21 protein-coding genes are annotated in these 19,016 nt (G+C 69.2%); 15 read left to right on the forward strand and 6 right to left on the reverse strand.

Annotated features, from left to right (window positions below):
• Nucleotides 1-4 precede the first annotated feature (4 nt).
• From narH to ABUE11_RS02015, 8 genes are all read left to right on the forward strand, one after another.
• Entirely contained in the window at nucleotides 5-1,528 is a 1,524-nt protein-coding gene (gene narH, locus ABUE11_RS01980) for a nitrate reductase subunit beta (RefSeq protein ID WP_367067355.1), read from the forward strand.
• Nucleotides 1,529-1,540: 12 nt separating this feature from the next.
• Entirely contained in the window at nucleotides 1,541-2,239 is a 699-nt protein-coding gene (gene narJ / locus ABUE11_RS01985; protein WP_367067356.1) for a nitrate reductase molybdenum cofactor assembly chaperone, read from the forward strand.
• Complete coding sequence (gene narI, locus ABUE11_RS01990; protein ID WP_367067357.1) at nucleotides 2,236-2,964, forward strand: respiratory nitrate reductase subunit gamma; 729 nt, start codon at nucleotides 2,236-2,238, stop codon at nucleotides 2,962-2,964. The genes narJ and narI overlap by 4 nt, the downstream gene beginning before the upstream one ends.
• 62 nt (nucleotides 2,965-3,026) lie before the next feature.
• Nucleotides 3,027-3,854: a peptidylprolyl isomerase gene (locus ABUE11_RS01995; RefSeq protein WP_367067359.1), complete on the forward strand. Its 828-nt coding sequence runs from the start codon at nucleotides 3,027-3,029 to the stop codon at nucleotides 3,852-3,854.
• Between the two features lie 6 nt (nucleotides 3,855-3,860).
• Nucleotides 3,861-4,538, forward strand: coding sequence for a carbonic anhydrase (locus ABUE11_RS02000; protein ID WP_367067361.1), 678 nt, complete (start codon nucleotides 3,861-3,863; stop codon nucleotides 4,536-4,538).
• A 7-nt stretch (nucleotides 4,539-4,545) separates the two neighbouring features.
• Nucleotides 4,546-5,235 carry a nitroreductase gene (locus ABUE11_RS02005; protein WP_367067363.1) on the forward strand — a complete coding sequence of 230 codons (690 nt, stop codon included), beginning with the start codon at nucleotides 4,546-4,548 and terminating at the stop codon, nucleotides 5,233-5,235.
• Nucleotides 5,236-5,661, forward strand: a complete 426-nt coding sequence (locus tag ABUE11_RS02010) for a ribonucleotide reductase subunit alpha (RefSeq protein WP_367067365.1) — start codon at nucleotides 5,236-5,238, stop codon at nucleotides 5,659-5,661.
• A gap of 3 nt (nucleotides 5,662-5,664) precedes the next feature.
• Nucleotides 5,665-6,222 carry a hemerythrin domain-containing protein gene (locus ABUE11_RS02015; RefSeq protein ID WP_367067367.1) on the forward strand — a complete coding sequence of 186 codons (558 nt, stop codon included), beginning with the start codon at nucleotides 5,665-5,667 and terminating at the stop codon, nucleotides 6,220-6,222.
• Nucleotides 6,223-6,410: 188 nt separating this feature from the next.
• Here the strand turns inward: ABUE11_RS02015 and ABUE11_RS02020 are convergent, their stop codons facing one another.
• Nucleotides 6,411-6,698, reverse strand: a complete 288-nt coding sequence (locus ABUE11_RS02020; RefSeq protein WP_367067369.1) for a DUF3567 domain-containing protein — start codon at nucleotides 6,696-6,698, stop codon at nucleotides 6,411-6,413.
• A gap of 277 nt (nucleotides 6,699-6,975) precedes the next feature.
• Here ABUE11_RS02020 and ABUE11_RS02025 point away from each other — a divergent pair, with 277 nt between their 5' ends.
• Both ABUE11_RS02025 and phbB read left to right on the forward strand, forming a co-directional pair.
• Nucleotides 6,976-7,434 (forward strand): phasin family protein, encoded by a 459-nt coding sequence (locus ABUE11_RS02025; protein WP_367067371.1) that lies wholly within the window; start codon nucleotides 6,976-6,978, stop codon nucleotides 7,432-7,434.
• Nucleotides 7,431-8,177: an acetoacetyl-CoA reductase gene (gene phbB / locus ABUE11_RS02030; protein WP_367067373.1), complete on the forward strand. Its 747-nt coding sequence runs from the start codon at nucleotides 7,431-7,433 to the stop codon at nucleotides 8,175-8,177. Before ABUE11_RS02025 ends, phbB begins: the two co-directional genes overlap by 4 nt.
• A 33-nt stretch (nucleotides 8,178-8,210) precedes the next feature.
• Here phbB and ABUE11_RS02035 read toward each other — a convergent pair whose 3' ends face one another.
• On the reverse strand, nucleotides 8,211-9,437 hold the full coding sequence (locus ABUE11_RS02035; RefSeq protein WP_367067375.1) for a DUF3108 domain-containing protein: 1,227 nt from the start codon (nucleotides 9,435-9,437) through the stop codon (nucleotides 8,211-8,213).
• A 45-nt stretch (nucleotides 9,438-9,482) separates the two neighbouring features.
• Between ABUE11_RS02035 and ABUE11_RS02040 the strand changes: the two genes are divergently transcribed.
• Complete coding sequence (locus tag ABUE11_RS02040) at nucleotides 9,483-10,466, forward strand: fumarylacetoacetate hydrolase family protein (RefSeq protein ID WP_367067377.1); 984 nt, start codon at nucleotides 9,483-9,485, stop codon at nucleotides 10,464-10,466.
• Between the two features lie 199 nt (nucleotides 10,467-10,665).
• Here the strand turns inward: ABUE11_RS02040 and ABUE11_RS02045 are convergent, their stop codons facing one another.
• Nucleotides 10,666-12,699 carry a molybdopterin oxidoreductase family protein gene (locus ABUE11_RS02045; protein WP_367067378.1) on the reverse strand — a complete coding sequence of 678 codons (2,034 nt, stop codon included), beginning with the start codon at nucleotides 12,697-12,699 and terminating at the stop codon, nucleotides 10,666-10,668.
• A 117-nt stretch (nucleotides 12,700-12,816) separates the two neighbouring features.
• Nucleotides 12,817-13,764, reverse strand: coding sequence for an IS481 family transposase (locus tag ABUE11_RS02050; protein WP_367065231.1), 948 nt, complete (start codon nucleotides 13,762-13,764; stop codon nucleotides 12,817-12,819).
• 125 nt (nucleotides 13,765-13,889) lie between these two features.
• Between ABUE11_RS02050 and ABUE11_RS02055 the strand changes: the two genes are divergently transcribed.
• Complete coding sequence (locus ABUE11_RS02055) at nucleotides 13,890-15,095, forward strand: M20 aminoacylase family protein (RefSeq protein WP_367067380.1); 1,206 nt, start codon at nucleotides 13,890-13,892, stop codon at nucleotides 15,093-15,095.
• 67 nt (nucleotides 15,096-15,162) lie between these two features.
• The gene (locus ABUE11_RS02060; RefSeq protein ID WP_367067381.1) at nucleotides 15,163-15,420 is read left to right on the forward strand and encodes an acyl-CoA-binding protein; all 258 of its coding nucleotides are present in this window, start codon (nucleotides 15,163-15,165) and stop codon (nucleotides 15,418-15,420) included.
• Between the two features lie 4 nt (nucleotides 15,421-15,424).
• On the opposite strand, the gene ABUE11_RS02065 is transcribed toward ABUE11_RS02060, so the two are convergent.
• On the reverse strand, nucleotides 15,425-16,555 hold the full coding sequence (locus ABUE11_RS02065) for an aminopeptidase (protein ID WP_367067382.1): 1,131 nt from the start codon (nucleotides 16,553-16,555) through the stop codon (nucleotides 15,425-15,427).
• 40 nt (nucleotides 16,556-16,595) lie between these two features.
• On the opposite strand from ABUE11_RS02065, the gene ABUE11_RS02070 reads away from it, so the two are divergent.
• Entirely contained in the window at nucleotides 16,596-17,252 is a 657-nt protein-coding gene (locus ABUE11_RS02070) for a DNA-3-methyladenine glycosylase I (RefSeq protein ID WP_367067383.1), read from the forward strand.
• Nucleotides 17,253-17,301: 49 nt separating this feature from the next.
• On the opposite strand, the gene ABUE11_RS02075 is transcribed toward ABUE11_RS02070, so the two are convergent.
• A complete protein-coding gene (locus ABUE11_RS02075) occupies nucleotides 17,302-17,463 on the reverse strand; it encodes a hypothetical protein (protein ID WP_367067385.1) in 162 nt (53 codons plus the stop codon).
• Nucleotides 17,464-17,720: 257 nt separating this feature from the next.
• On the opposite strand from ABUE11_RS02075, the gene ABUE11_RS02080 reads away from it, so the two are divergent.
• On the forward strand, nucleotides 17,721-19,013 hold the full coding sequence (locus ABUE11_RS02080) for a class I SAM-dependent methyltransferase (protein WP_367067386.1): 1,293 nt from the start codon (nucleotides 17,721-17,723) through the stop codon (nucleotides 19,011-19,013).
• The last annotated feature ends 3 nt before the right edge of the window (nucleotides 19,014-19,016 follow it).

Here is a 19,016-nt window from a genome sequence, read left to right on the forward strand (position 1 = left end):
CACGATGAAAATACGCGCACAAATCGGCATGGTGCTGAACCTGGACAAGTGCATCGGCTGCCACACCTGTTCCGTCACCTGCAAGAACGTCTGGACCAGCCGCCCCGGCATGGAATACGCCTGGTTCAACAACGTCGAGACCAAACCCGGCATCGGCTACCCCAAGGAATGGGAGAACCAGGACAAGTGGAACGGCGGCTGGGTGCGCCAGGCCGACGGCTCCATCGTCCCGCGCCAGGGCGGCAAGTGGAAGCTGCTCATGCGCATCTTCGCCAACCCCAACCTGCCGCAGATCGACGACTACTACGAGCCCTTCACCTTCGACTACGACCACCTGCAGTCGGCGCCCGAGATGAAGTCGCCGCCGACGGCGCGCCCGCGCAGCCTGATCACGGGCCAGCGCATGGAGAAGATCGAGTGGGGCCCGAACTGGGAGGAAATCCTCGGCGGCGAGTTCGCGAAGCGCTCGCGCGACGTGAACTTCGAGCAGGTGCAGAAGGACATGTACGGCCAGTTCGAGAACACCTTCATGATGTACCTGCCGCGCCTGTGTGAGCATTGCCTGAACCCGGCGTGCGTCGCATCGTGCCCCTCGGGCTCGATCTACAAGCGCGAGGAAGACGGCATCGTGCTCATCGACCAGGACAAGTGCCGCGGCTGGCGCATGTGCGTCTCGGGCTGCCCGTACAAGAAGATCTACTACAACTGGCAGACCGGCAAGGCCGAGAAATGCATCTTCTGCTATCCGCGCATCGAGGCAGGTCAACCCACGGTGTGCTCCGAGACCTGCGTGGGCCGCATCCGCTATCTGGGCGTGCTGCTCTACGACGCCGACCGCATCCAGGAGGCGGCCAGCGTGGAGCGCGACCGCGACCTGTACCAGGCGCAGCTCGACATCTTCCTCGACCCGCATGACCCCGAGGTGATCCGCCAGGCCAAGCTTGACGGCATCCCCGACAACTGGCTCGAGGCCGCGAAGAACAGCCCCGTCTACAAGATGGCCGTGGACTGGAAGATCGCGCTGCCGCTGCACCCCGAGTACCGCACGCTGCCCATGGTCTGGTATGTGCCGCCGCTCTCGCCGATTACCTCGGCGGCCAACGCCGGCCACCTGGGCGTCAACGGCCAGATCCCCGACGTGTCGCAGCTGCGCATTCCCGTGCAGTACCTGGCCAACCTGCTCACGGCCGGCGACACCGGCCCGGTGGTGCGCGCGCTCGAGCGCATGCTGGCCATGCGCGCCTACCAGCGCGGCGTGCATGTGGACAAGGTGCAGAACATGGACGTGCTCAAGCAGGTCGGCCTGACACAGCACGACGTGCAGGACATGTACCAGGTCATGGCGATTGCCAACTACGAGGACCGCTTCGTCATCCCCTCCACGCACCGCGAATACGCCGAGAACGCCTTCGACGTGCGCGGCGGCTGCGGCTTCTCGTTCGGCAACGGCTGCTCCGACGGCGCGACCGAGATCAGCATCTTCGGCAGCAAGAAGCCGCGCACCATCCCCATCAAGGCCGTGGTCTGAGGAGGCACGCAGATGTTCAAGAAGACACCCGAATCCATGCGCCTGACGCTGCGGGCCCTGGCGCGCCTGCTGGCCTATCCCGGTGCCGAGCTGCGCGCGCAGATGCCCTCGCTGATCGATGCGCTGCGCACCGAGCAGGTCCTGCCCGCGGCCCGCGTGGCCGAGCTGCAGGCCCTGGTGCAGCAGGTCTGCGCCATGGACCCGTACGAGGCCGAGGCACGCTATGTCGACACCTTCGACCGCGGGCGCCAGACCTCGCTGCACCTGTTCGAGCATATCCACGGCGACTCGCGCGAGCGCGGCCCGGCCCTCATAGACCTCACGCAGACCTATGAGCGCGCCGGCCTGTTCCTCGACGGCAAGGAGCTGCCCGACCACCTCGGCGTGGTGCTGGAGTTCGCCTCCACCCAGCCGCCGGCCGTGGCGCGCGAATTCCTGGCCGAGATGGCGCACATCCTCAACGCCCTGTTCAGCGCGCTGCAGTCCAAGGCCAGCCCCTACGCGAGCGTGGTCGCCGCCGTGCTCGAGGCCGCGGGCGAGAGGGCCCAGTCCGTGGCTATCACGCCCGAGCCCGACATGGACGAGGCCTGGGCCGAGCCCGAGGCCTTCGACGGCTGCGCCACGCGCGGCCAGAACCGCCCCGGCCAACCCCAACCCATGCAATTCGTGCGCAAGGCACGCCCCGACAACTCGCAAGGAGTCGCACCATGACCACCTGGATCGACCACTTCCTCTTCGGCCTGTACCCCTACATCTGTCTGGCCGTGTTCTTCCTGGGCAGCTGGATACGCTTCGACCGCGACCAGTACACGTGGAAGAGCGATTCCTCGCAGCTCTTGCGCACCGGCAGCCTGCGCTGGGCGAGCAACCTGTTCCACATCGGCGTGCTGTTCCTGTTCTTCGGCCATTTCGTGGGCATGCTCACGCCCCATGTGCTGTACGAGTCCTTCATCACGGCCGGGCAGAAGCAGGTGCTTGCCATGGTCTCGGGCGGCGTGGCCGGCGTGCTGGCCTTCATCGGCGTCACGCTGCTGCTGCACCGGCGCCTCACGGATCCGCGCATCCGCGCCACGAGCAAGACCAGCGACATCGCGCTCCTGTGGATCTTCTGGGTGCAGCTCGCGCTGGGCCTGGCGACCATTCCGCTGTCGGCCCAGCACCTGGACGGCTCGGTCATGATGCGCCTGGCCGAATGGGGCCAGCGCATCGTCACCTTCCGCGGCGGCGCCGTCGAGATGCTGGTGGGCACGGGCTGGATCTTCAAGGCCCACCTGTTCCTGGGCATGACGGTGTTCCTGATCTTCCCGTTCACGCGCCTCGTGCACATCTGGAGCGGCTTCGGCACGCTGGCCTATGTGCTGCGCCCCTACCAGCTCGTGCGCGCGCGGCGTCTCAACCTGCCCGCGGGGCAGAACCAGCCGCGTCGCACACTCTGAAAACAATAGCTTCTTGCCCTTGTTGCGCAAGGGCTAGAGGCCAATTTTTTGAGGAAACCACCATGACCAGTTCCTCCTGTGGATCCCATGCCTGCGGCTGCGGCGGCACTGCCGCGGCCGCGGTGGATCAAACCATCGCGCGCATCAACGGCGTCGCCCTGCACGCGAGCGGCGAACAGCTGCCCGCCGAGCTGCTGCGCCAGCGCGCCTGCACCGAACTGCTGCGCCAGCAGGCGCAGCAGGAGGGCCTGCTGGCCGCGGACGACGCGCCGGGCCTCGATGGAGCCACGAGCGAGGCCGCCACGCGCGCCATCGAGGCGCTGCTCGAGCAGGCCCTGCAGGTGCCCGAGCCCTCCGACGAGGCCTGCCGCCGCTACCACGCGGCCCACCCGGCCTTTGGCGGCCAGGGCGAGCGCGCGCACCTGCGCCATGTGCTGTTCGCCGTCACCCCGGGTGTCGACGTGGGCCAGCTGCGCCAGCGCGCCGAGGCCCTGCTGCTCGAGCTGCGCTGCGCCGACGACGGCGGCCCGGCCTTTGCCGATGCCGCGCGCCAATGGTCCAACTGCCCCAGCGGTGCCGAGGGTGGCGACCTGGGCTGGCTCACGCCCGAGGACTGCGCGCCCGAGTTCGCGCGCGAGGTCTTCGGCTCGCAGGAGGTCGGCGTGCTCGCGCGCCTGGTGCACAGCCGCTTCGGCCTGCATGTGGTGCAGGTCTGCGGCCGCAAGGCCGCGCAGCCCACGGCCTACGACGACGTGCGCGCCAGCATCGCGCTGCTGCTGCGCCAGCAGGCCTGGGTCAACGCGCTGCGCCAATACCTGCAGCTGCTCGCGGGCCGGGCGCAGGTCGAGGGCGTGGAGCTCGACGCCGCGGACAGCCCCCTCGTGCAGTAGGCGCCCATGCCCGAGGACGAACTGCTCGCGCGCCTGCGCAGCTTCCACCACGACGCGTTTCCGCTCTACCGCGAGCGCTTCGAGGAACTGGTGGCGCGCGGCCAGCGCCCGACGACGCTGTTCATAGGCTGCTCCGACTCGCGCCTCGTGCCCTATCTGCTCACCGGCGCGGGCCCGGGCGAGCTGTTCCTGGTGCGCAACGTCGGCGCCTTCGTGCCGCCCTACGACGGCTCCCACGGCCACCATGGCACGGCTGCGGCCATAGAGTTCGCCGTGCTCAGCCTGGCGGTGCGGCGCATCGTCGTCTGTGGTCACAGCCATTGCGGCGCCATCAAGGCGCTCTATGGCGAAACGCCCGAGGAGGCGCAAAACCTCAAGCGCTGGCTGGACCTGGGGCGCGACGCCCTGCTGCCCATGCAGCCCTGCGCCGAGGTGCTGCGGCGCACCGAGCAGCGCGCCGTGGTGCTGCAGCTCGAGCGGCTCATGGACTACCCCATGGTGCGCCGGCGCGTGGAGCAGGGCGAGCTCACGCTCCATGGCTGGCATTTCGTGATCGAGGACGGCGAGGTTCATGTGTTCGACGTGGACAGCGGCGGTTTTGTCCCGGCCTCCAAGGCGCAGACGAGCGGCACCGGCCCCTATCCCCCCTATGTGGAGCATGATGGGCAGGTGCTCGTGGATTGATGCATCGATGGACAGACCTCTCGCCCCCGCCTTGCAGCCGCCGCCCGCCGGCGATCATGTGAGTCACCATGTCCTGCCCCATGTCCTGCCCGATGGGCTGGCCGCGCTGCTGCGCGCGCGCCAGACCGTCCTGCCCAAGCGCCTGGGCGCGCCCGGGCCCGACGCAGCACAGCTGCAGTCCATCCTGGCCGCCGCGGCCCATGCGCCCGACCATGGCTGCCTGCTGCCCTGGCGCTTTGTGCTCGTGCCGCAGGACGCACGCCCGGCCCTGGGCGACGTCTTCGTCCAGGCCCTGTGCGAGCGCGACGCCGCGGCCACGCCCGAGCAGCAGGCGCAGGCGCGCGAGAAGGCCTTTCGCGCGCCCGTGCTGCTGCTGGTGGTGGTGGACGAGCTCTCGGGCGATGGCATCGTGCCGCCGGCCGAGCGCATTTTCTCGGCCGGCTGCGCGGTGCAGAATCTGCTGCTCATGGCCACCGCGCAGGGCTTTGGCTCGGCACTCACGAGCGGCAAGGCCCTGCAGTCGCAGGCGCTGCGCGCGCTGTTTGGCCTGCAAGGCGGCGAGCGCGCGCTGTGCTTCATCAGCCTGGGCACGGTGCTCTCGCGCAAGCCTGCGCGCGTGCGGCCCCTGCCGGCGCAGTATCTGGGCACGCTGGTGCCGGGCCGGGGCGTGCAGCCCTGGCACATGCAAGAGGAATGAATGAGCGTGACAACCGAGATCAACCACTTTGACGACCTGCTGCGCGCCGCGCGCAGCCAGCGCGAGCGCCAGCGCCTCCTGTTCGTGTTCGCCGGCTCCGAACTGCCCGAGGACGCCACGCCCGCGCAGCGCGAGCGCTTTGCGCGCGGCGAGGGCGGGGCGCTGGTGCCGCTGATGTGTGTGGACAAGCTGCCCGAGGAGCTGGACTCGTTCGCCGCCCTGGTGAGCGAATCCCGTCAGTTCGACAACCCGGCCCAGCCCTGGCGCCTGGTGTTCGCCGCTGCGCTCTCGGGCACACCGGCCCGGCCGCCGAGCGAGGAGGATGCCGACCCCGTGCTGCGCCGCATGGTCGAGGCCATCAAGACCGGGGGCTTCGGTGCCTACCTGCCGTTCAACCGCGAGGGCCAGCCCGTGCGGCTGGGCTGAAGGATGAGCACCCGCGTGTCACTGCCGGGCATGCGCAGCCCGGGCGCGGGCTTTGACCAGCCCTTCGAGATGCTCGACGCCTGCCACGACCGCGTGCGCCGCTCGCTCGATCTGCTCGCGCGCCTGCGCGCCTACCTGCGAGACAAGGGCTGCGACGACTCCGCACGCCAGGCCGCGCGCGACGTGCTGCGCTACTTCGACATCGCGGCGCCCCTGCACCACGAGGACGAGGAGCTGCATGTCTTCCCGCCGCTGCTGGCTGCGGGAGACGCGGAGATCGCGACGCTGGTGCGCGCCCTGCAGCAGGACCATGTGCGCATGGCCGAGCGCTGGGCCCAGGCGCGCGGTGCGCTGCAGGACATGGCCGAGGCGCGCATCGCGGCCTTCGCGCCCACGCAGGAGGCGGCCCTGGACCGCTTCATCGACTGCTACGCCGACCACCTGCGCCACGAGGACGAGCGCATCTACCCCGCGGCCCGCGCCCTGCTCGATGTGACGACTCAGCAGGCCATGGGCGAGGAGATGGCGGCGCGCCGCGGCGTGCGCCGGAGTGCTTCATAAAGCATAGCTGTCGGCGCTTGGTGCATGGGGGCTGAAGGCGAATTTTGTGATCATGCGGTGCGCGCATGGCCGCATCATGTGTCCCCCAAAACGAAGGCGCCGTGGCGGGGAGCCACGGCGCGCTGTGCCCCTTGGCGGGGCGGCGGCCTGCCGGCGGCGGGCCGCTAAGGGGCCAAGGCCCCTGAAACTCAATGCACTACGACAGGATTCTGCGCCAATCCCGTGTAACTGTCGAGCGTGTCCTCGACCTCCTCCTGCGTGGGCGTCTCGCGCTGCCAGGCCAGGATCTGCTGCTGGAACATCTCGGCCCAGGAGCCGTCCAGGTACACCTCCTTGCCAGAGCGCTTGTCCACGATCTCGAAGCCGTGGCGCGCCAGCTGGGGTGGTTGGGGGGTGTCGGCGTCCGTGCCGCTGCGGCCGGCGTCCGGCAGCATGTGGACCACCACAAAGGAGTCGGAGTCGTAGAGCATGTGCATGGCGTGGTTCCCCCTGTCGGTATGCCGCTCAGATGGCAGCGCGGGGCGGAAGTTCAAGCCCCCCGCCAAGGACGGCGCCACCGAGGCCAGTATTCCATGAATCGCAGAACTGCGTGCGCGAGCGGAATTGGAACTTGACAACCAACCCGCGTTCTGTGTCACGATGGGCAGGCATTCCACCCGCGGCATGGGGCCAGCGACCGCGGATCGAACGGGCCGGTCGTCCGAGCGGCCCGCACCCGCCCTGCGGGGCGCAACCTGACCGAGGAGTGTTTCCATGAACAATGAACTGCCCCTCCAGCTCTACAAGGCCAATGCCGAGTTGCAGCTGCAGATCAACCGCCTGCTGCAGGAGAGCGGCCGCCACTGGCTCGATGCCATGCAGCAGATCAACACGAGCCGCGTGCTCGAGAGCGGCATGCGTATCCAGGGCCTGCAGCAGGCCGCCGACTGGCAGGCGCTTGCGACCTTGCCGGCCGAGCTGTTCTGGCGCATGTGCCAGGGTCAGGTCGGCGATGGCCGCGAACTTGGCGAGGCGGCGGCAAAGACCCAGGCCGCCTTTGCCGACGGCCTGCGCGAGGCGCTGCTGGCCTGGCAGCAGTCCGTGTCCGAGGCCTTCGGCGCGAGCGGCGACCCGGCCTCCGCTGCACGCATCTACCAGCAGTGGATGCAGCCCTGGGCGGGGCTGGCTGCCGGCCCCCAGGATGATGGCAAGAAGCAAGGAGGCCGGTCATGACGAATCCCCAACGCACGGCCCTGGTCACGGGTGGCGGCCGCGGGCTGGGCGCCGCCATTGCACGCGCCCTGCACGACGGCGGCCACCGCGTGCTCGTCACACACACGCCGGGCAACACCGCAATGGCCCAGTGGCTGCAGGCGCAGGCCGCGCAGGGCTACCAGTTTGCCGCCTACGCCGTCGATGTGTCCGACTACGACTCGGCGCAGGACCTGGCGCGGCGCGTCCATGGCGACGGCCATCAGGTCGACATACTGGTCAACAACGCCGGCATCACCCGCGACGCCACGCTGCGCAAGCTCGACAAGGCGGGCTGGGACGCCGTGCTGCGCACCAATCTCGACTCCCTGTTCAACGTCACCAAGCCGTTCATCGACCCGATGACGGAGCGTGGCTGGGGGCGCATCGTCAACATCTCGTCGGTCAACGGGACCAAGGGCCAGTTCGGGCAGACGAACTATTCGGCCGCGAAGGCCGGGGTCCATGGCTTCACCAAGGCCCTGGCGCAGGAGGTGGCGCGCAAGGGCGTGACCGTGAACACGGTCTCGCCCGGCTACCTGGCCACCGAGATGGTGATGGCGGTGCCGCCCGAGGTGCGCCAGAAGATCATCGACACCATCCCCGTGGGCCGCCTGGGCCGGCCCGAGGAGGTCGCCGCGCTGGTGGCGTTCATCACCAGCGAGGAGGCGGGCTTCATGACGGGCAGCAACCTGGCAATGAATGGCGGCCAGCACATGTACTGAGCCGCGCGCGGCCCTCGCGGGACAGGTGATGGGTCACGGGGGCTCGTGGCCGGACAGCTGCAGGTCGACGAAGTCGCCGTTGGCCTGGCTCAGACGGATGCGCACCGGCAGATAGCCGAGCTGCGTGCCCAGCCACAGCTCGGCCTTCTGCTCGTAATGCTGATCCGCGCGCGGCACGCGCTGCAGCTTGAGCGCGGGCGTGCTGCCCGCGGGCAGCTCCAGGGTTTCGGGGCCATCCACGGTGAAGGTCCAGCGGTCGGCGCGGCGCGGGCCCACGGTGGTCAGCGTGATCTGCGTGCCGACGGGGTAGCGCTCGGGCGCGGCCGCGAGCATGGCGCCGAGCTGGATGAAGACGCTGAGCCTGTCCTGCGCGCCCTCGCCAATGGTGGCGCGCGGGGTGTTGGCGCTGAAGATGACCTCGTGCCGGTCGAAGTCGAAATGCGCTGCGCGCTCGCTGCGCGCCTTGTCGCCGAAGCGCTCGGGCCTGAGCCCCTGGGGCGTGATCTGCCCCACGCTGGTCTGCGAGCGCGAGCCGAGCAGAAAGGCCTTGATCTGCTGGCGCGCCTCGTAGCGCTCGCCCTCCTGGCGCCACACCAGCTCGGCGCCGGCGCTGTAGTGAAAGCGCTTGACCTCGCCGGTGGCGTCGAAGGTCAGGCGTGTCGACGGCGGCAGGCGCACGGGCGGGGGCGTGGTGTCGGCCACGGCGCCGGCCGCGCCGGGCGGGCGTATCTCCACGCCCGCGCTCTCGCTCGGCGGCGCATCGGCCGGTGGTGGCGCGGCGGCCTCGGGCGCTGCAGGGGCTGCGGTGGCGGGTTCGGGGGCAGGCTCCGGCGTGGTGGCATCGGCCTGCGCTGTGGCCGCGTCGGGGGCGGCCACATCCGGTGAAGGCTCGGCGGTGTCGGCAGTCGTGTCCGTCGGCTCGGGCGGGGATGCGTCACCCGCCATCGCCGCAGGTGCGGGTGGCAGTGGCTGCGGCTCGGGCTGCGGCTCGGGCTGTGGCTTGGGGGCCTCGGGCGGCGGGGCAGGGCGGGGCCTGGGCCGCGACTTGCGCGCCGGCCGTGGCGGGGGGGCGGGCCTGGCCGTGACCTCGGGTGCCGGCTCCGGCGCGGGTGCGGGTGGTGGTGGCTCCACCATGCGCGTGTGAAATGCCAAGGTCTGCGCCCTGCCACGATCCTGGTCGCCCAGCGGCAGGCCCACCAGGATCAGCCCATGCAGGCCCAGCACCAGGGCGGCGAGCAGAAGCAGGACATGGCGCGGCATAGAATTTTTGGATAGGAAACCAACCCCGCATGGAGGGCATGCCCGATGAAGCTGGCAACGTACAAGGACGGGTCGCGCGACGGCCAACTGGTGGTCGTCTCGCGCGACCTGGGGCAGGCGCATTATGCGACCGGCATTGCCAGCCGCCTGCAGCAGGTGCTGGATGACTGGAACTTCATGGCGCCGCAGCTGCAGGACCTGTACGACCAGCTCAACGCCGGGCGCGCGCGCCATGCGTTCGCGTTCGACGCGCAGCAATGCATGGCGCCGCTGCCGCGCGCCTACCAGTGGGCCGACGGATCGGCCTACCTCAACCATGTGGAGCTGGTGCGCCGCGCGCGCGGCGCCGAGGTGCCGGAGAGTTTCTACACCGACCCGCTGATTTACCAGGGCGGCAGCGACGACTTCCTCGGCCCCTGTGACGACATCGTCGTGCCCAGCGAGGCCATGGGCATAGACTTCGAGGCCGAGATCGCCGTCATCACGGGCGACGTGAAGATGGGCGCGAGCGCCGATCAGGCGCTCGACGGCGTGCGCCTCCTGATGCTGGCCAACGACGTGAGCCTGCGCAACCTGATTCCGGCCGAGCTCGCCAAGGGCTTCGGCTTCTTCCAGTCCAAGCCCGCCACGGCCTTCAGCCCCGTGGCCGTGACGCCCGACGAGCTCGGCGCGGCCTGGAAGGGCGGGCGCGTGCACCTGACGCTGCAGTCCACCTGGAACGGCCGCAGGGTCGGCATGTGCGAGGCCGGGCCCGAGATGACGTTCCACTTCGGCCAGCTTATCGCCCACATCGCCCGCACGCGCAACGTGCGCGCCGGCTCCATCGTCGGCAGCGGCACGGTGAGCAACAAGGACTGGACCCGGGGCTACAGCTGCATCGCCGAGAAGCGCTGCATAGAGGCCATAGAGAACGGCCAGCCGAGCACGGAATACATGCAGTACGGCGACACCATACGCATCGAAATGAAGGGCCTGGATGGGCAGAGCCTGTTTGGCGCCATCGAACAGGGCATCGCGGCGCCGCGCTGAGCCGCGATTCCACTTGGCTGGCGCGCTGGCAGGCGGACATCCCGGCGCGCCCGGCAACGTCATCCCCGCGAAGGCGGGGATCCACGCGCTCTGCACGGCGGTGGTAGCGCCGGGCCATGGATTCCCGCGTTCGCGGGAATGACGGGGAAATGCCGATTTTCCATTGTGGTGCAAGCGCCAACAGCTATCGAATGAATAGCTAAACGGCTTCCACCTGCACGCGGCAGTCGTAAAACGTCGGCCCCGCGCCCAGGTCCGTCAGCGCCTGGCTCGTGAGCTCGTTGACGTTGCTGCCGTTGTGGCCCAGCTTGCGCCACCACACGCCCAGGCCGTTGACCACACCGGGGCGCGCGCGGCCGTTGAGTGCGGCGTGGCATTCGTAGCTGCCGCGTGCGTTGAACACGCGCACCAGGGCGCCGTCGGCAATGCCGCGCGCGTGGGCGTCTGCGGGGTGCATCTCCAGCAGCGGCCGGCCCTCGATGTCGCGCAGGCTTTGCAGGTTCACGAAGCTCGAATTGAGGAAGCTGCGCGCCGGCGGCGAGATCATGGCCAGCGGGTAGTCGGCCGAGCCCTCGGCCACCTCGTGGTTGGGCACATGGCCGGGCAGCGGGTCCAGGCCCTGGTCGGCCAGGCGCTGGCTGAAGAACTCGCAGCGCCCGGACGGCGTGGGAAAGCCGCCCTCGGCAAATGGCGCCTCGGGCAGGGCCAGGGGCGCAAAGCCCTGGTCCAGCAACAGTGCAAAGTCCACCTGGCTGCCATAGGCCTGGCGGCAGAGCCGCTCGTCGCTGTCGGCAAAGCAGGGCTCGTCAAAGCCCATGTGCGCCGCGAGGTCGCGAAAGATCTGCGCGTTGCTGCGCGCGAGGCCCTGGGGCGCAATCGCCGGGCGGTTGAGCAGCACGTCGGTGTGGCCGTAGGCCAGGTGCACGTCCCAATGCTCGAGCTGGGTGGTGGCGGGCAGTATGTAGTCCGCCCAGTCCGCGGTGTCGGTCTGGAAATGCTCGAGCACCACGGTGAACAGGTCGTCCCGCGCAAAGCCCTGCACCACCTGGGGCGAGTCGGGCGCCACGGCCACGGGGTTGCTGTTGTAGACCACCAGGGCCTCGATCCTGGGGCCGAAGTCGGGCGAGGCCTCGCGCAGCAGGTCGTCGCCAATCGTCACCATGTTGATGGTGCGCGGGCGGCGGCCGGCGAGCAGGTCCGGGCGCTGCAGGGCCGCGCGGTCCACCGGGAAGGCGCCCGAGCTCGACAGCAGCAGGCCGCCCGCGCGATGGCGCCAGGCGCCCGTGAGCGCGGGCAGGCAGGCCACGGCGCGCACCGCATTGCCGCCGCCATGCACGCGCTGCACGCCGTAGTTCAGGCGTATGGCGGCGGGCTGCGTCGTGCCCCAGTCGCGCGCCAGGCGGCGGATCTGCTCCACGTCCAACCCGCAGACCGCGGCCGCGCGCTCGGGCGGCCACTCGAGGGCGCGTGCGCGCAGCTGCTCCCAGCCCAGGGTGTGGCGCGCGATGTAGTCATGGTCCAGCCAGTCGTGGGCGATCAGCTCGTGCATCAGCGCCAGGGCCAGGGCGGCGTCGGTGCCGGGGCGCAGCTGCAGATGCTCGTGGCATTTCTCGGCGGTCTCGCTCCTGCGCGGGTCTATGCACACCAGGCGCGCGCCGCTGCGCTTGGCCTGCTGGGCGATGCGCCAGAAATGCAGATTGCTGCCGATGGAGTTGCTGCCCCAGATCAGGATCAGCCTGGACTCGGCAAAGAATTCCACCCGCATGCCGATCTTGGCGCCCAGCGTGTGCACCAGGGCCTCGCCGCCCGCCGTGGAGCAGATGCTGCGGTGCAGCAGCGAGGCGCCCAGGCGGTGGAAGAAGCGCCTGTCCATGCTCTCGCCCTGCACCAGGCCCATGGTGCCGGCGTAGCTGTAGGGCAATATGGCCTCGGGGTCGCGTGCGGCGATGGTGCCCAGGCGCTGGGCGATGTCGGTCAGCGCCTCGTCCCAGGACACGGGCGCAAACCGGCCGCTGCCCTTGGGGCCGGTGCGCTTCAGGGGCGTGAGGATGCGCTCCGGGTGGTGCGTGCGCTCGGCATAGCGCGAGACCTTGGCGCAGAGCACGCCGCCCGTGTGCGGGTGATCGGGGTTGCCCTGCACGCGCAGGGCGCGGCCGTTCTCCACCGTGGTGATGAGCGCGCAGGTGTCGGGGCAATCGTGCGGGCACGCGCCGCGGACGGTGGTGGTGGGCATGGTCGCGGGGAGGGATGGTGGGGAAGGTGGTGGGGCGGTCGGATATTGCACCACGATGCCCTGCTCGGGCTGGGCGCGGGGTTTCTTGGCCCGGTTTGGCAGGCCTGCCGCGCGGGGCTAGATGTAGTTTCTCACCACGTTGTTTCCATCGAAGCCGAGGCGTGTGATGGGCGGTTTGCCGGAAGTAGCAGAGTGTGGCCGGTTGAAGTTGTAGTGGTACATCCAAGGAGCCAACTCACGGGCGCGCAGCTCTGAGCTGGGATAGACGAACGCATAGGCCCATTCGCGCAGCAGAGTCTGGATGAAGCGCTCAGCCTTGCCGTTGGTGCGTGGCGTGTACGGGCGGGTGCGGATATGCCGGATGCCCAGGCGGCGCAGCAGTTTGGCAAAGCGGCGCGAGTTGTAGGCCGAGCCGTTGTCCGTCATCACCTGCTCGATCTTCACGCCCAGGCTCTTGTAGTAGCGCAGCGCCGCCAGCACGAAGGTGCACGCACTCTTGGCCGTCTCATCGGCCAGCACCAGGCTGAAGCCCACACGCGAGTGATCGTCGATGGCCACATGCAGCGCTTGCCAGCCCGCATGTGGCGTGTTCTGGGTGCGGTCACCCGTGACGCGGTGCCCCGGTCTGTCGAAACGAGCGAGTTTCTTGGTGTCCAGATGCAGCAGCTCACCAGGCGCTGCGCGCTCGTAGCGCCGCACAGGCACCGCCTGCTGCAGGGCAGGCAGATGGGTAACGCCGGCAGCCTTGCAGGCACGCGCCACCGTGCTGCGCGACAAGCCCACGCGCTCGGCAATGCGCTCATAGGTCAATCGCTGGATTCGTCGCAGCGCCACGGCACGCTCGAGCTTGCTCGCCAGGCTGCGTCGGGGGCTGCGCCGGGGCCGCGAGCTACGATCGATCAGACCGGCAGCGCCCTCGGCCGCGTAGCGACGTAGCCACTTGCGGGCCGTGTGCGTGCTGATGCCGGCGGCCGCGGCCGCCGGCATCAGGCCAATGCGATCGATCTCTTGCATCAAGTGTGCTCGCCCTTTGGGCGTCAATGAGGCATTCTTGTGGATGTTCATCCGGGGAGTCCTGAAGAAAGCTGGTTGGCGTGAGAACCGCCATCTTCCTTCACCTCGGGTGAACAACCTCTTGGGAAACGACAGCTAGACTGCTCGGTTCCAAGCCAACAAGCTCCGAGTCGATCATGAAAATACTGGACGCCATTGCAGCCGCCGCCCCCGCCATCGCCACCGTGCGCCGCGACATCCATGCCCACCCCGAGCTGTGCTTCAAGGAAGAGCGCACGGCCGACGTGATTGCCGCCAAGCTCACCGAATGGGGCATTCCCATCCACCGCGGCCTGGGCACCACGGGCGTGGTCGGCATCGTCCATGGCCGCGACGGCGGCGCCTGCGGCCGCGCCGTGGGCCTGCGTGCCGACATCGATGCTCTGCCCATGCAGGAGTTCAACACCTTCGCCCATGCCAGCAAGCACGCGGGCAAGATGCACGCCTGCGGCCATGACGGCCACACGGCCATGCTGCTGGCCGCGGCGCAGTATTTCGCCCAGCACCGCGACTTCGACGGCACGGTGTACCTGATCTTCCAGCCGGCCGAGGAGGGCGGCGGCGGCGCGCGCGAGATGATCAAGGACGGCCTGTTCGAGAAGTTCCCCATGCAGGCCGTGTTCGGCATGCACAACTGGCCCGGCATGGCCGCGGGCAGCTTTGCCGTGAGCCCGGGGCCGGTGATGGCCTCCTCCAACGAGTTCAAGATCACCATCCATGGCAAGGGCAGCCACGGCGCCATGCCGCACCTGGGCATAGACCCCGTGCCCGTGGCCTGCCAGATGGTGCAGGCCTTCCAGACCATCATCAGCCGCAACAAGAAGCCCATCGAGGCCGGCGTGATCTCGGTCACCATGATCCAGGCCGGCGAGGCCACCAACGTCGTGCCCGACTTCTGCGTGCTGCAGGGCACGGTGCGCACCTTCTCCATCGAACTGCTGGACATGATCGAGCGGCGCATGCGCCAGGTGGCCGAGCACACCTGCGCGGCCTTCGAGGCGCGCTGCGAGTTCGAGTTTGTGCGCAACTACCCGCCCACGATCAACACCGAGGCCGAGGCGGAGTTCGCGCGCCGCGTCATGGTCGGCATCGTGGGCGAGGAGAAGGTGCTGGCGCAGGAGCCCACGGGCGGCGCCGAGGATTTTTCCTTCATGCTCCAGGCCAAGCCCGGCGCCTATGTGTTCATCGCCAACGGCGACGGCGACCACCGCGACATGGGCCATGGCGGCGGCCCCTGCACGCTGCACAACCCGAGCTATGACTTCAACGACGCGCTGATTCCGCTGGGCGGCACCTACTGGGTGGAGCTGGCGCGCCAGTGGCTCGCGGCGCCCACGGCGTGACGGCATAAAAAAGAACGACCGTTCGCGTATTGGCTACACTGTGGGTTTTCATCACAGGGAGACCCACATGTCCGACCTCAACGCCGCCTTCGAGGCCGCCGTCGCCAATTCCAAGCTGCTGAGCGAGCGGCCCGACAATCCGACGCTGCTCAAGATCTATTCGCTGTACAAGCAGGCCACCGAGGGCGACAACGCCGAGAAAAAGCCCAGCTTCTCCGACATCGTGGGCCGCGCCAAGTGGGACGCCTGGGAGAAGCTCAAGGGCACGGCCTCCGATGCGGCCAAGCAGCAGTACATCGACCTGATCGAATCCCTGCGCGGCTGATTCTTTACCCGCTGCTGCCCGCCGCGGGCGCGGGCAGCAGCGCCTGCAGCGCGGCCGCGCGCTCGGACTGCGCCTGTTCGGCCAGCGCGCGCACGGCCGCATGAAAACGCGGCCAGTCGCGGCCCTCGCGCTCGAACAGGGCCACAAAGGCCGGCACCAGATCGTCATAGGCGCCCTGGGCGGCAAAGCTGGCGTTGTTGGCCTCGCGCACCCACAGGTCCAGGGCCGCGAGCCTTGAGGGCGGCATGTGCTCGGCCAGCCAGCGCGTGCGCAGCGCGGCGTAGGCGTCGCGAAAGCGCTGCATTGCTTCTGATTTCATAGCTGCTTTCGCTTGTTGGTCCGGCGCTGTGGCCATATTTGATGCATAAATCTGTGCCAGCCGCGCACGCGTGGCCTGCGTGAGGGCGCGAAACTGCGCGCGGTGGCGCTCGCTGGCCTCGAACTGCGCGCGCGCCGCGGGCGTGCCGTGCACGTTGAGCCAGCGGCGCACGCCCAGGCGCTCCACGGCCGTGGCGTAGGACTCGTTGAAGGCCGTGTCGCCCGCGGCATAGACCTGCTGGTGCGCGAGCTCGTGAAACAGCAGGCGCACGAAGTCGCCCTCGGGCCAGGCGATGAAGGTCGACAGCAGCGGGTCGCCGCCGAGCCAGTTGCTGTAGCCCAGCGTCGAGTAGGCGGGCACGCCGTAGACGCTCACCTCCAGGCCCGTGGCGGCCAGGCGCCGGCCCTCGGCGCGCGCCTCGGCCTCGTCGAAGTAGCCGCGGTAGCCGATGCAGCCCGCGATCGGAAAGCACCAGCGGTAGAGCTCGAGCGAATAGGGCCCGGCCGCCACCACGTTCCATACGGCGGCCTTGCGCTCCAGGCGCGCGTAGCGGCGGTAGCTGGCGTTGTCGGGCAGGGCGAGCTCGCTCACGGCGAAGTCGCGCGCCTTCTGCGCCAGCGCCAGGCGCGCGCGCAGCGGCTCGGGGGTGCCCGGCTCGCCGGTCCAGTCCTGCACCGGGCGCGCCGCCTGCAGGATGGCCAGATGCCCGCGCAGCGACTGCCAGTAATAGCCCGGCTGCGCGCAGCCGGCAAGCAGCAGCGCGGCGGCTAGCAGCAGGGGGTGAAGCAGGATGTCAGTACGGATCGAGCGTGGCATCGGCCCAGCATAACAAGCGCCATGGCCTCACAATGCCGCCATGCCCGACGCCAGCAATCCCCTCGACACCGAAGGCCTGTTCACGGACGAGGTCGGCCATGCGCGCTGCTTCTGGTGCCGCGCGTCGCCCCTCTACCGCGCGTACCACGACCATGAATGGGGCTTTCCCGTGACGGACGAGCGCCGGCTGTTCGAAAAGCTCTGCCTCGAGGGCTTTCAGGCGGGCCTGTCCTGGATCACCATCCTCAACAAGCGCGAGGCCTTTCGCGCCGCGATGGCCAACTTCGAGGCCGACGACCTGGCGCGCTTCGGCCCGGCCGAGGTCGAGCGCCTGATGGGCAATGCGGCCATCGTGCGCCACCGCGGCAAGATCGAGTCGGCCATCAACAACGCGCGCCGTGTGCTGGAGCTGCGCGCCGAGTTCGGCTCGCTCGCCGCCTATGTCTGGCGCCATGCGCCGCTGGCCGCGCGGGACCGGCCCGCGCGCATGACGGCGACGGCCGTGCGTGCGCTCACGACCAGCGCGGCGTCGGTCGCGCTGTCCAAGGACTTGAAGAAGCGCGGCTTCAGCTTTGTCGGGCCCACGACCATGTACGCCTTCATGCAGGCCATGGGCCTGGTCAACGACCATATCGAGGGCTGCAGCGCGCGCGCCGCGGCCGAGGCGGCACGCGCCGCGTTTGTGCCACCCCAATGACAACAGCCCTCCGTGGAGGGCTGTTCGCGGTGCTGGCGTCGGGGAAGAATCAGCCGTGGCGCTTGCCGGGGTTCTTCTTGCTACGCTTGTGCGAGCCACGCTCCAGGCTCACGCGCTGGCCGCGGCCGTGCGTGGCCACGGGCATGCCGGGCATGGGGGTGGGACGGGGACTGCGCTTGCGATCTGCTTCGGTAACGATTTTGTTGCCCATGATGGCTCCTGCGATGAAAAAGCGGTGAAAACCCGCTATTAGGCCATATTCGTGATGACCAAGATAGCCATGGGGCAGCCGGGCGCGGGAACAACGGCCGGCGATGCCCGTTGTTACTATAAATAACGTAGCTGTTTGCGCCGTATTTACGGGGGCTGTTGCCTGATTTGGCTTGTTCCTGGGTCTTGTCCTCCCGGGCTGGCGCATGCATGGGTGGGCCTCAGTCCTCGTGGTTTCCGGACAGGAAGGGCAATGCCATGAAGCATTTACTGGGATCGTTGGAGACCCGGCTGGCCCGCCTGCCGGTCGGCCTGGCCGTGGTGCTGCCGGGAGGCCGGCGCGTGGGCCCGGCCCAGGCGGATCTGTGCCTGCAGCTGCACGACCGCATGGCCCTCGTGGCCCTGGCCATGGGCGAGATCGGCAATGTGGGCGCGGCCATCGTCGAGGGCCGCGTCGAGCTGCAGGGCGGCATGCGCCCGCTCATGGCGGCGGCCGCGGCCCTGCTGCACCATGACCCGGCGCGCGACGAGCAGGTGAACTGGTGGCGGCGTGTGCTGCTGCGTGCGCGCTCGCGCGCACAGCACACGCGCGGGCGCGACGCCCAGCATATCGAGAGCCACTACGACCTGTCCGACGACTTCTACGCGCTGTGGCTCGATCCGCGGCGCGTCTATTCCTGCGCCTATTTCCGCAGCGCCGACATGACGCTGGCCCAGGCCCAGGAGGCCAAGCTCGACCATATCTGCCGCAAGCTCATGCTGCGCCCCGGCGAGCGCTTTCTGGACATTGGCGCGGGCTGGGGCGGCCTGCTGCTGTGGGCCGCAGAGCATTACGGCGTGGACGCCACCGGCATCACGCTGTCGCGCCACCAGCATGCCCATGTGCAGCGGCTCATCGAGGAGCGCGGCCTGGGCGGTCGGGTGCGCATGCAGCTGCTCGACTACCGCGCGCTGCAGGTCGAGCGGCCCTTCGACAAGATTGCCTCGGTGGGCATGTTCGAGCATGTCGGCCATGCGCAGATGGGGCAATACTTCGCAACCGTGCTCCGGTTGCTGCGCCCCGGTGGCCTGTTCATGAACCATGGCATCACGGCCGGCGGGCTGGACAATGCCGCGGGCCTGGGCGCGGGCATGGGCGACTTCATAGCGCGCTACATCTTCCCCGGCGGGGAGCTCATGCACGTGAGCCGCGCGCTGCAGGAGATGGCGCGTGCCGGGCTGGAGATGGTGGACACGGAAAACCTGCGCCCGCACTACGCGCGCACGCTCTGGGCCTGGTCGGATGCGCTGGAGGCGCAGCTGGACGACGCGCGCCGCATCCTCGTCGAGCAGCATGGGGCCGAGCGCGGCGAGAAGGCCCTGCGCGCCTACCGCCTGTATCTGGCAGGCTGTGCGCTGGCCTTCGAGCATGGCTGGATTGCGCTGCATCAGATGCTGGCCGTGCGCCCCACGGGCGATGTGGAGCATGGGCCGCTGCGGGGCGCACAGTCGGACTATGCTTTCAACCGCAGCTACATGTACAACGACGGGGCCTCGGGGCCTGCGCCCTGACGC

It is taken from the genome of Oryzisolibacter sp. LB2S (genome assembly GCF_040732315.1).
Lineage (GTDB): Bacteria > Pseudomonadota > Gammaproteobacteria > Burkholderiales > Burkholderiaceae_C > Alicycliphilus > Alicycliphilus soli.

Coding starts and splice junctions, on each gene's coding strand:
- narH (WP_367067355.1), top strand. CDS start 5: ATGAAAATACGCGCACAAATCGGCATGGTGCTGAACCTGGACAAGTGC.
- narJ (WP_367067356.1), top strand. CDS start 1,541: ATGTTCAAGAAGACACCCGAATCCATGCGCCTGACGCTGCGGGCCCTG.
- narI (WP_367067357.1), top strand. CDS start 2,236: ATGACCACCTGGATCGACCACTTCCTCTTCGGCCTGTACCCCTACATC.
- ABUE11_RS01995 (WP_367067359.1), top strand. CDS start 3,027: ATGACCAGTTCCTCCTGTGGATCCCATGCCTGCGGCTGCGGCGGCACT.
- ABUE11_RS02000 (WP_367067361.1), top strand. CDS start 3,861: ATGCCCGAGGACGAACTGCTCGCGCGCCTGCGCAGCTTCCACCACGAC.
- ABUE11_RS02005 (WP_367067363.1), top strand. CDS start 4,546: ATGGACAGACCTCTCGCCCCCGCCTTGCAGCCGCCGCCCGCCGGCGAT.
- ABUE11_RS02010 (WP_367067365.1), top strand. CDS start 5,236: ATGAGCGTGACAACCGAGATCAACCACTTTGACGACCTGCTGCGCGCC.
- ABUE11_RS02015 (WP_367067367.1), top strand. CDS start 5,665: ATGAGCACCCGCGTGTCACTGCCGGGCATGCGCAGCCCGGGCGCGGGC.
- ABUE11_RS02020 (WP_367067369.1), bottom strand. CDS start 6,698: ATGCACATGCTCTACGACTCCGACTCCTTTGTGGTGGTCCACATGCTG.
- ABUE11_RS02025 (WP_367067371.1), top strand. CDS start 6,976: ATGAACAATGAACTGCCCCTCCAGCTCTACAAGGCCAATGCCGAGTTG.
- phbB (WP_367067373.1), top strand. CDS start 7,431: ATGACGAATCCCCAACGCACGGCCCTGGTCACGGGTGGCGGCCGCGGG.
- ABUE11_RS02035 (WP_367067375.1), bottom strand. CDS start 9,437: ATGCCGCGCCATGTCCTGCTTCTGCTCGCCGCCCTGGTGCTGGGCCTG.
- ABUE11_RS02040 (WP_367067377.1), top strand. CDS start 9,483: ATGAAGCTGGCAACGTACAAGGACGGGTCGCGCGACGGCCAACTGGTG.
- ABUE11_RS02045 (WP_367067378.1), bottom strand. CDS start 12,699: ATGCCCACCACCACCGTCCGCGGCGCGTGCCCGCACGATTGCCCCGAC.
- ABUE11_RS02050 (WP_367065231.1), bottom strand. CDS start 13,764: ATGAACATCCACAAGAATGCCTCATTGACGCCCAAAGGGCGAGCACAC.
- ABUE11_RS02055 (WP_367067380.1), top strand. CDS start 13,890: ATGAAAATACTGGACGCCATTGCAGCCGCCGCCCCCGCCATCGCCACC.
- ABUE11_RS02060 (WP_367067381.1), top strand. CDS start 15,163: ATGTCCGACCTCAACGCCGCCTTCGAGGCCGCCGTCGCCAATTCCAAG.
- ABUE11_RS02065 (WP_367067382.1), bottom strand. CDS start 16,555: ATGCCACGCTCGATCCGTACTGACATCCTGCTTCACCCCCTGCTGCTA.
- ABUE11_RS02070 (WP_367067383.1), top strand. CDS start 16,596: ATGCCCGACGCCAGCAATCCCCTCGACACCGAAGGCCTGTTCACGGAC.
- ABUE11_RS02075 (WP_367067385.1), bottom strand. CDS start 17,463: ATGGGCAACAAAATCGTTACCGAAGCAGATCGCAAGCGCAGTCCCCGT.
- ABUE11_RS02080 (WP_367067386.1), top strand. CDS start 17,721: ATGAAGCATTTACTGGGATCGTTGGAGACCCGGCTGGCCCGCCTGCCG.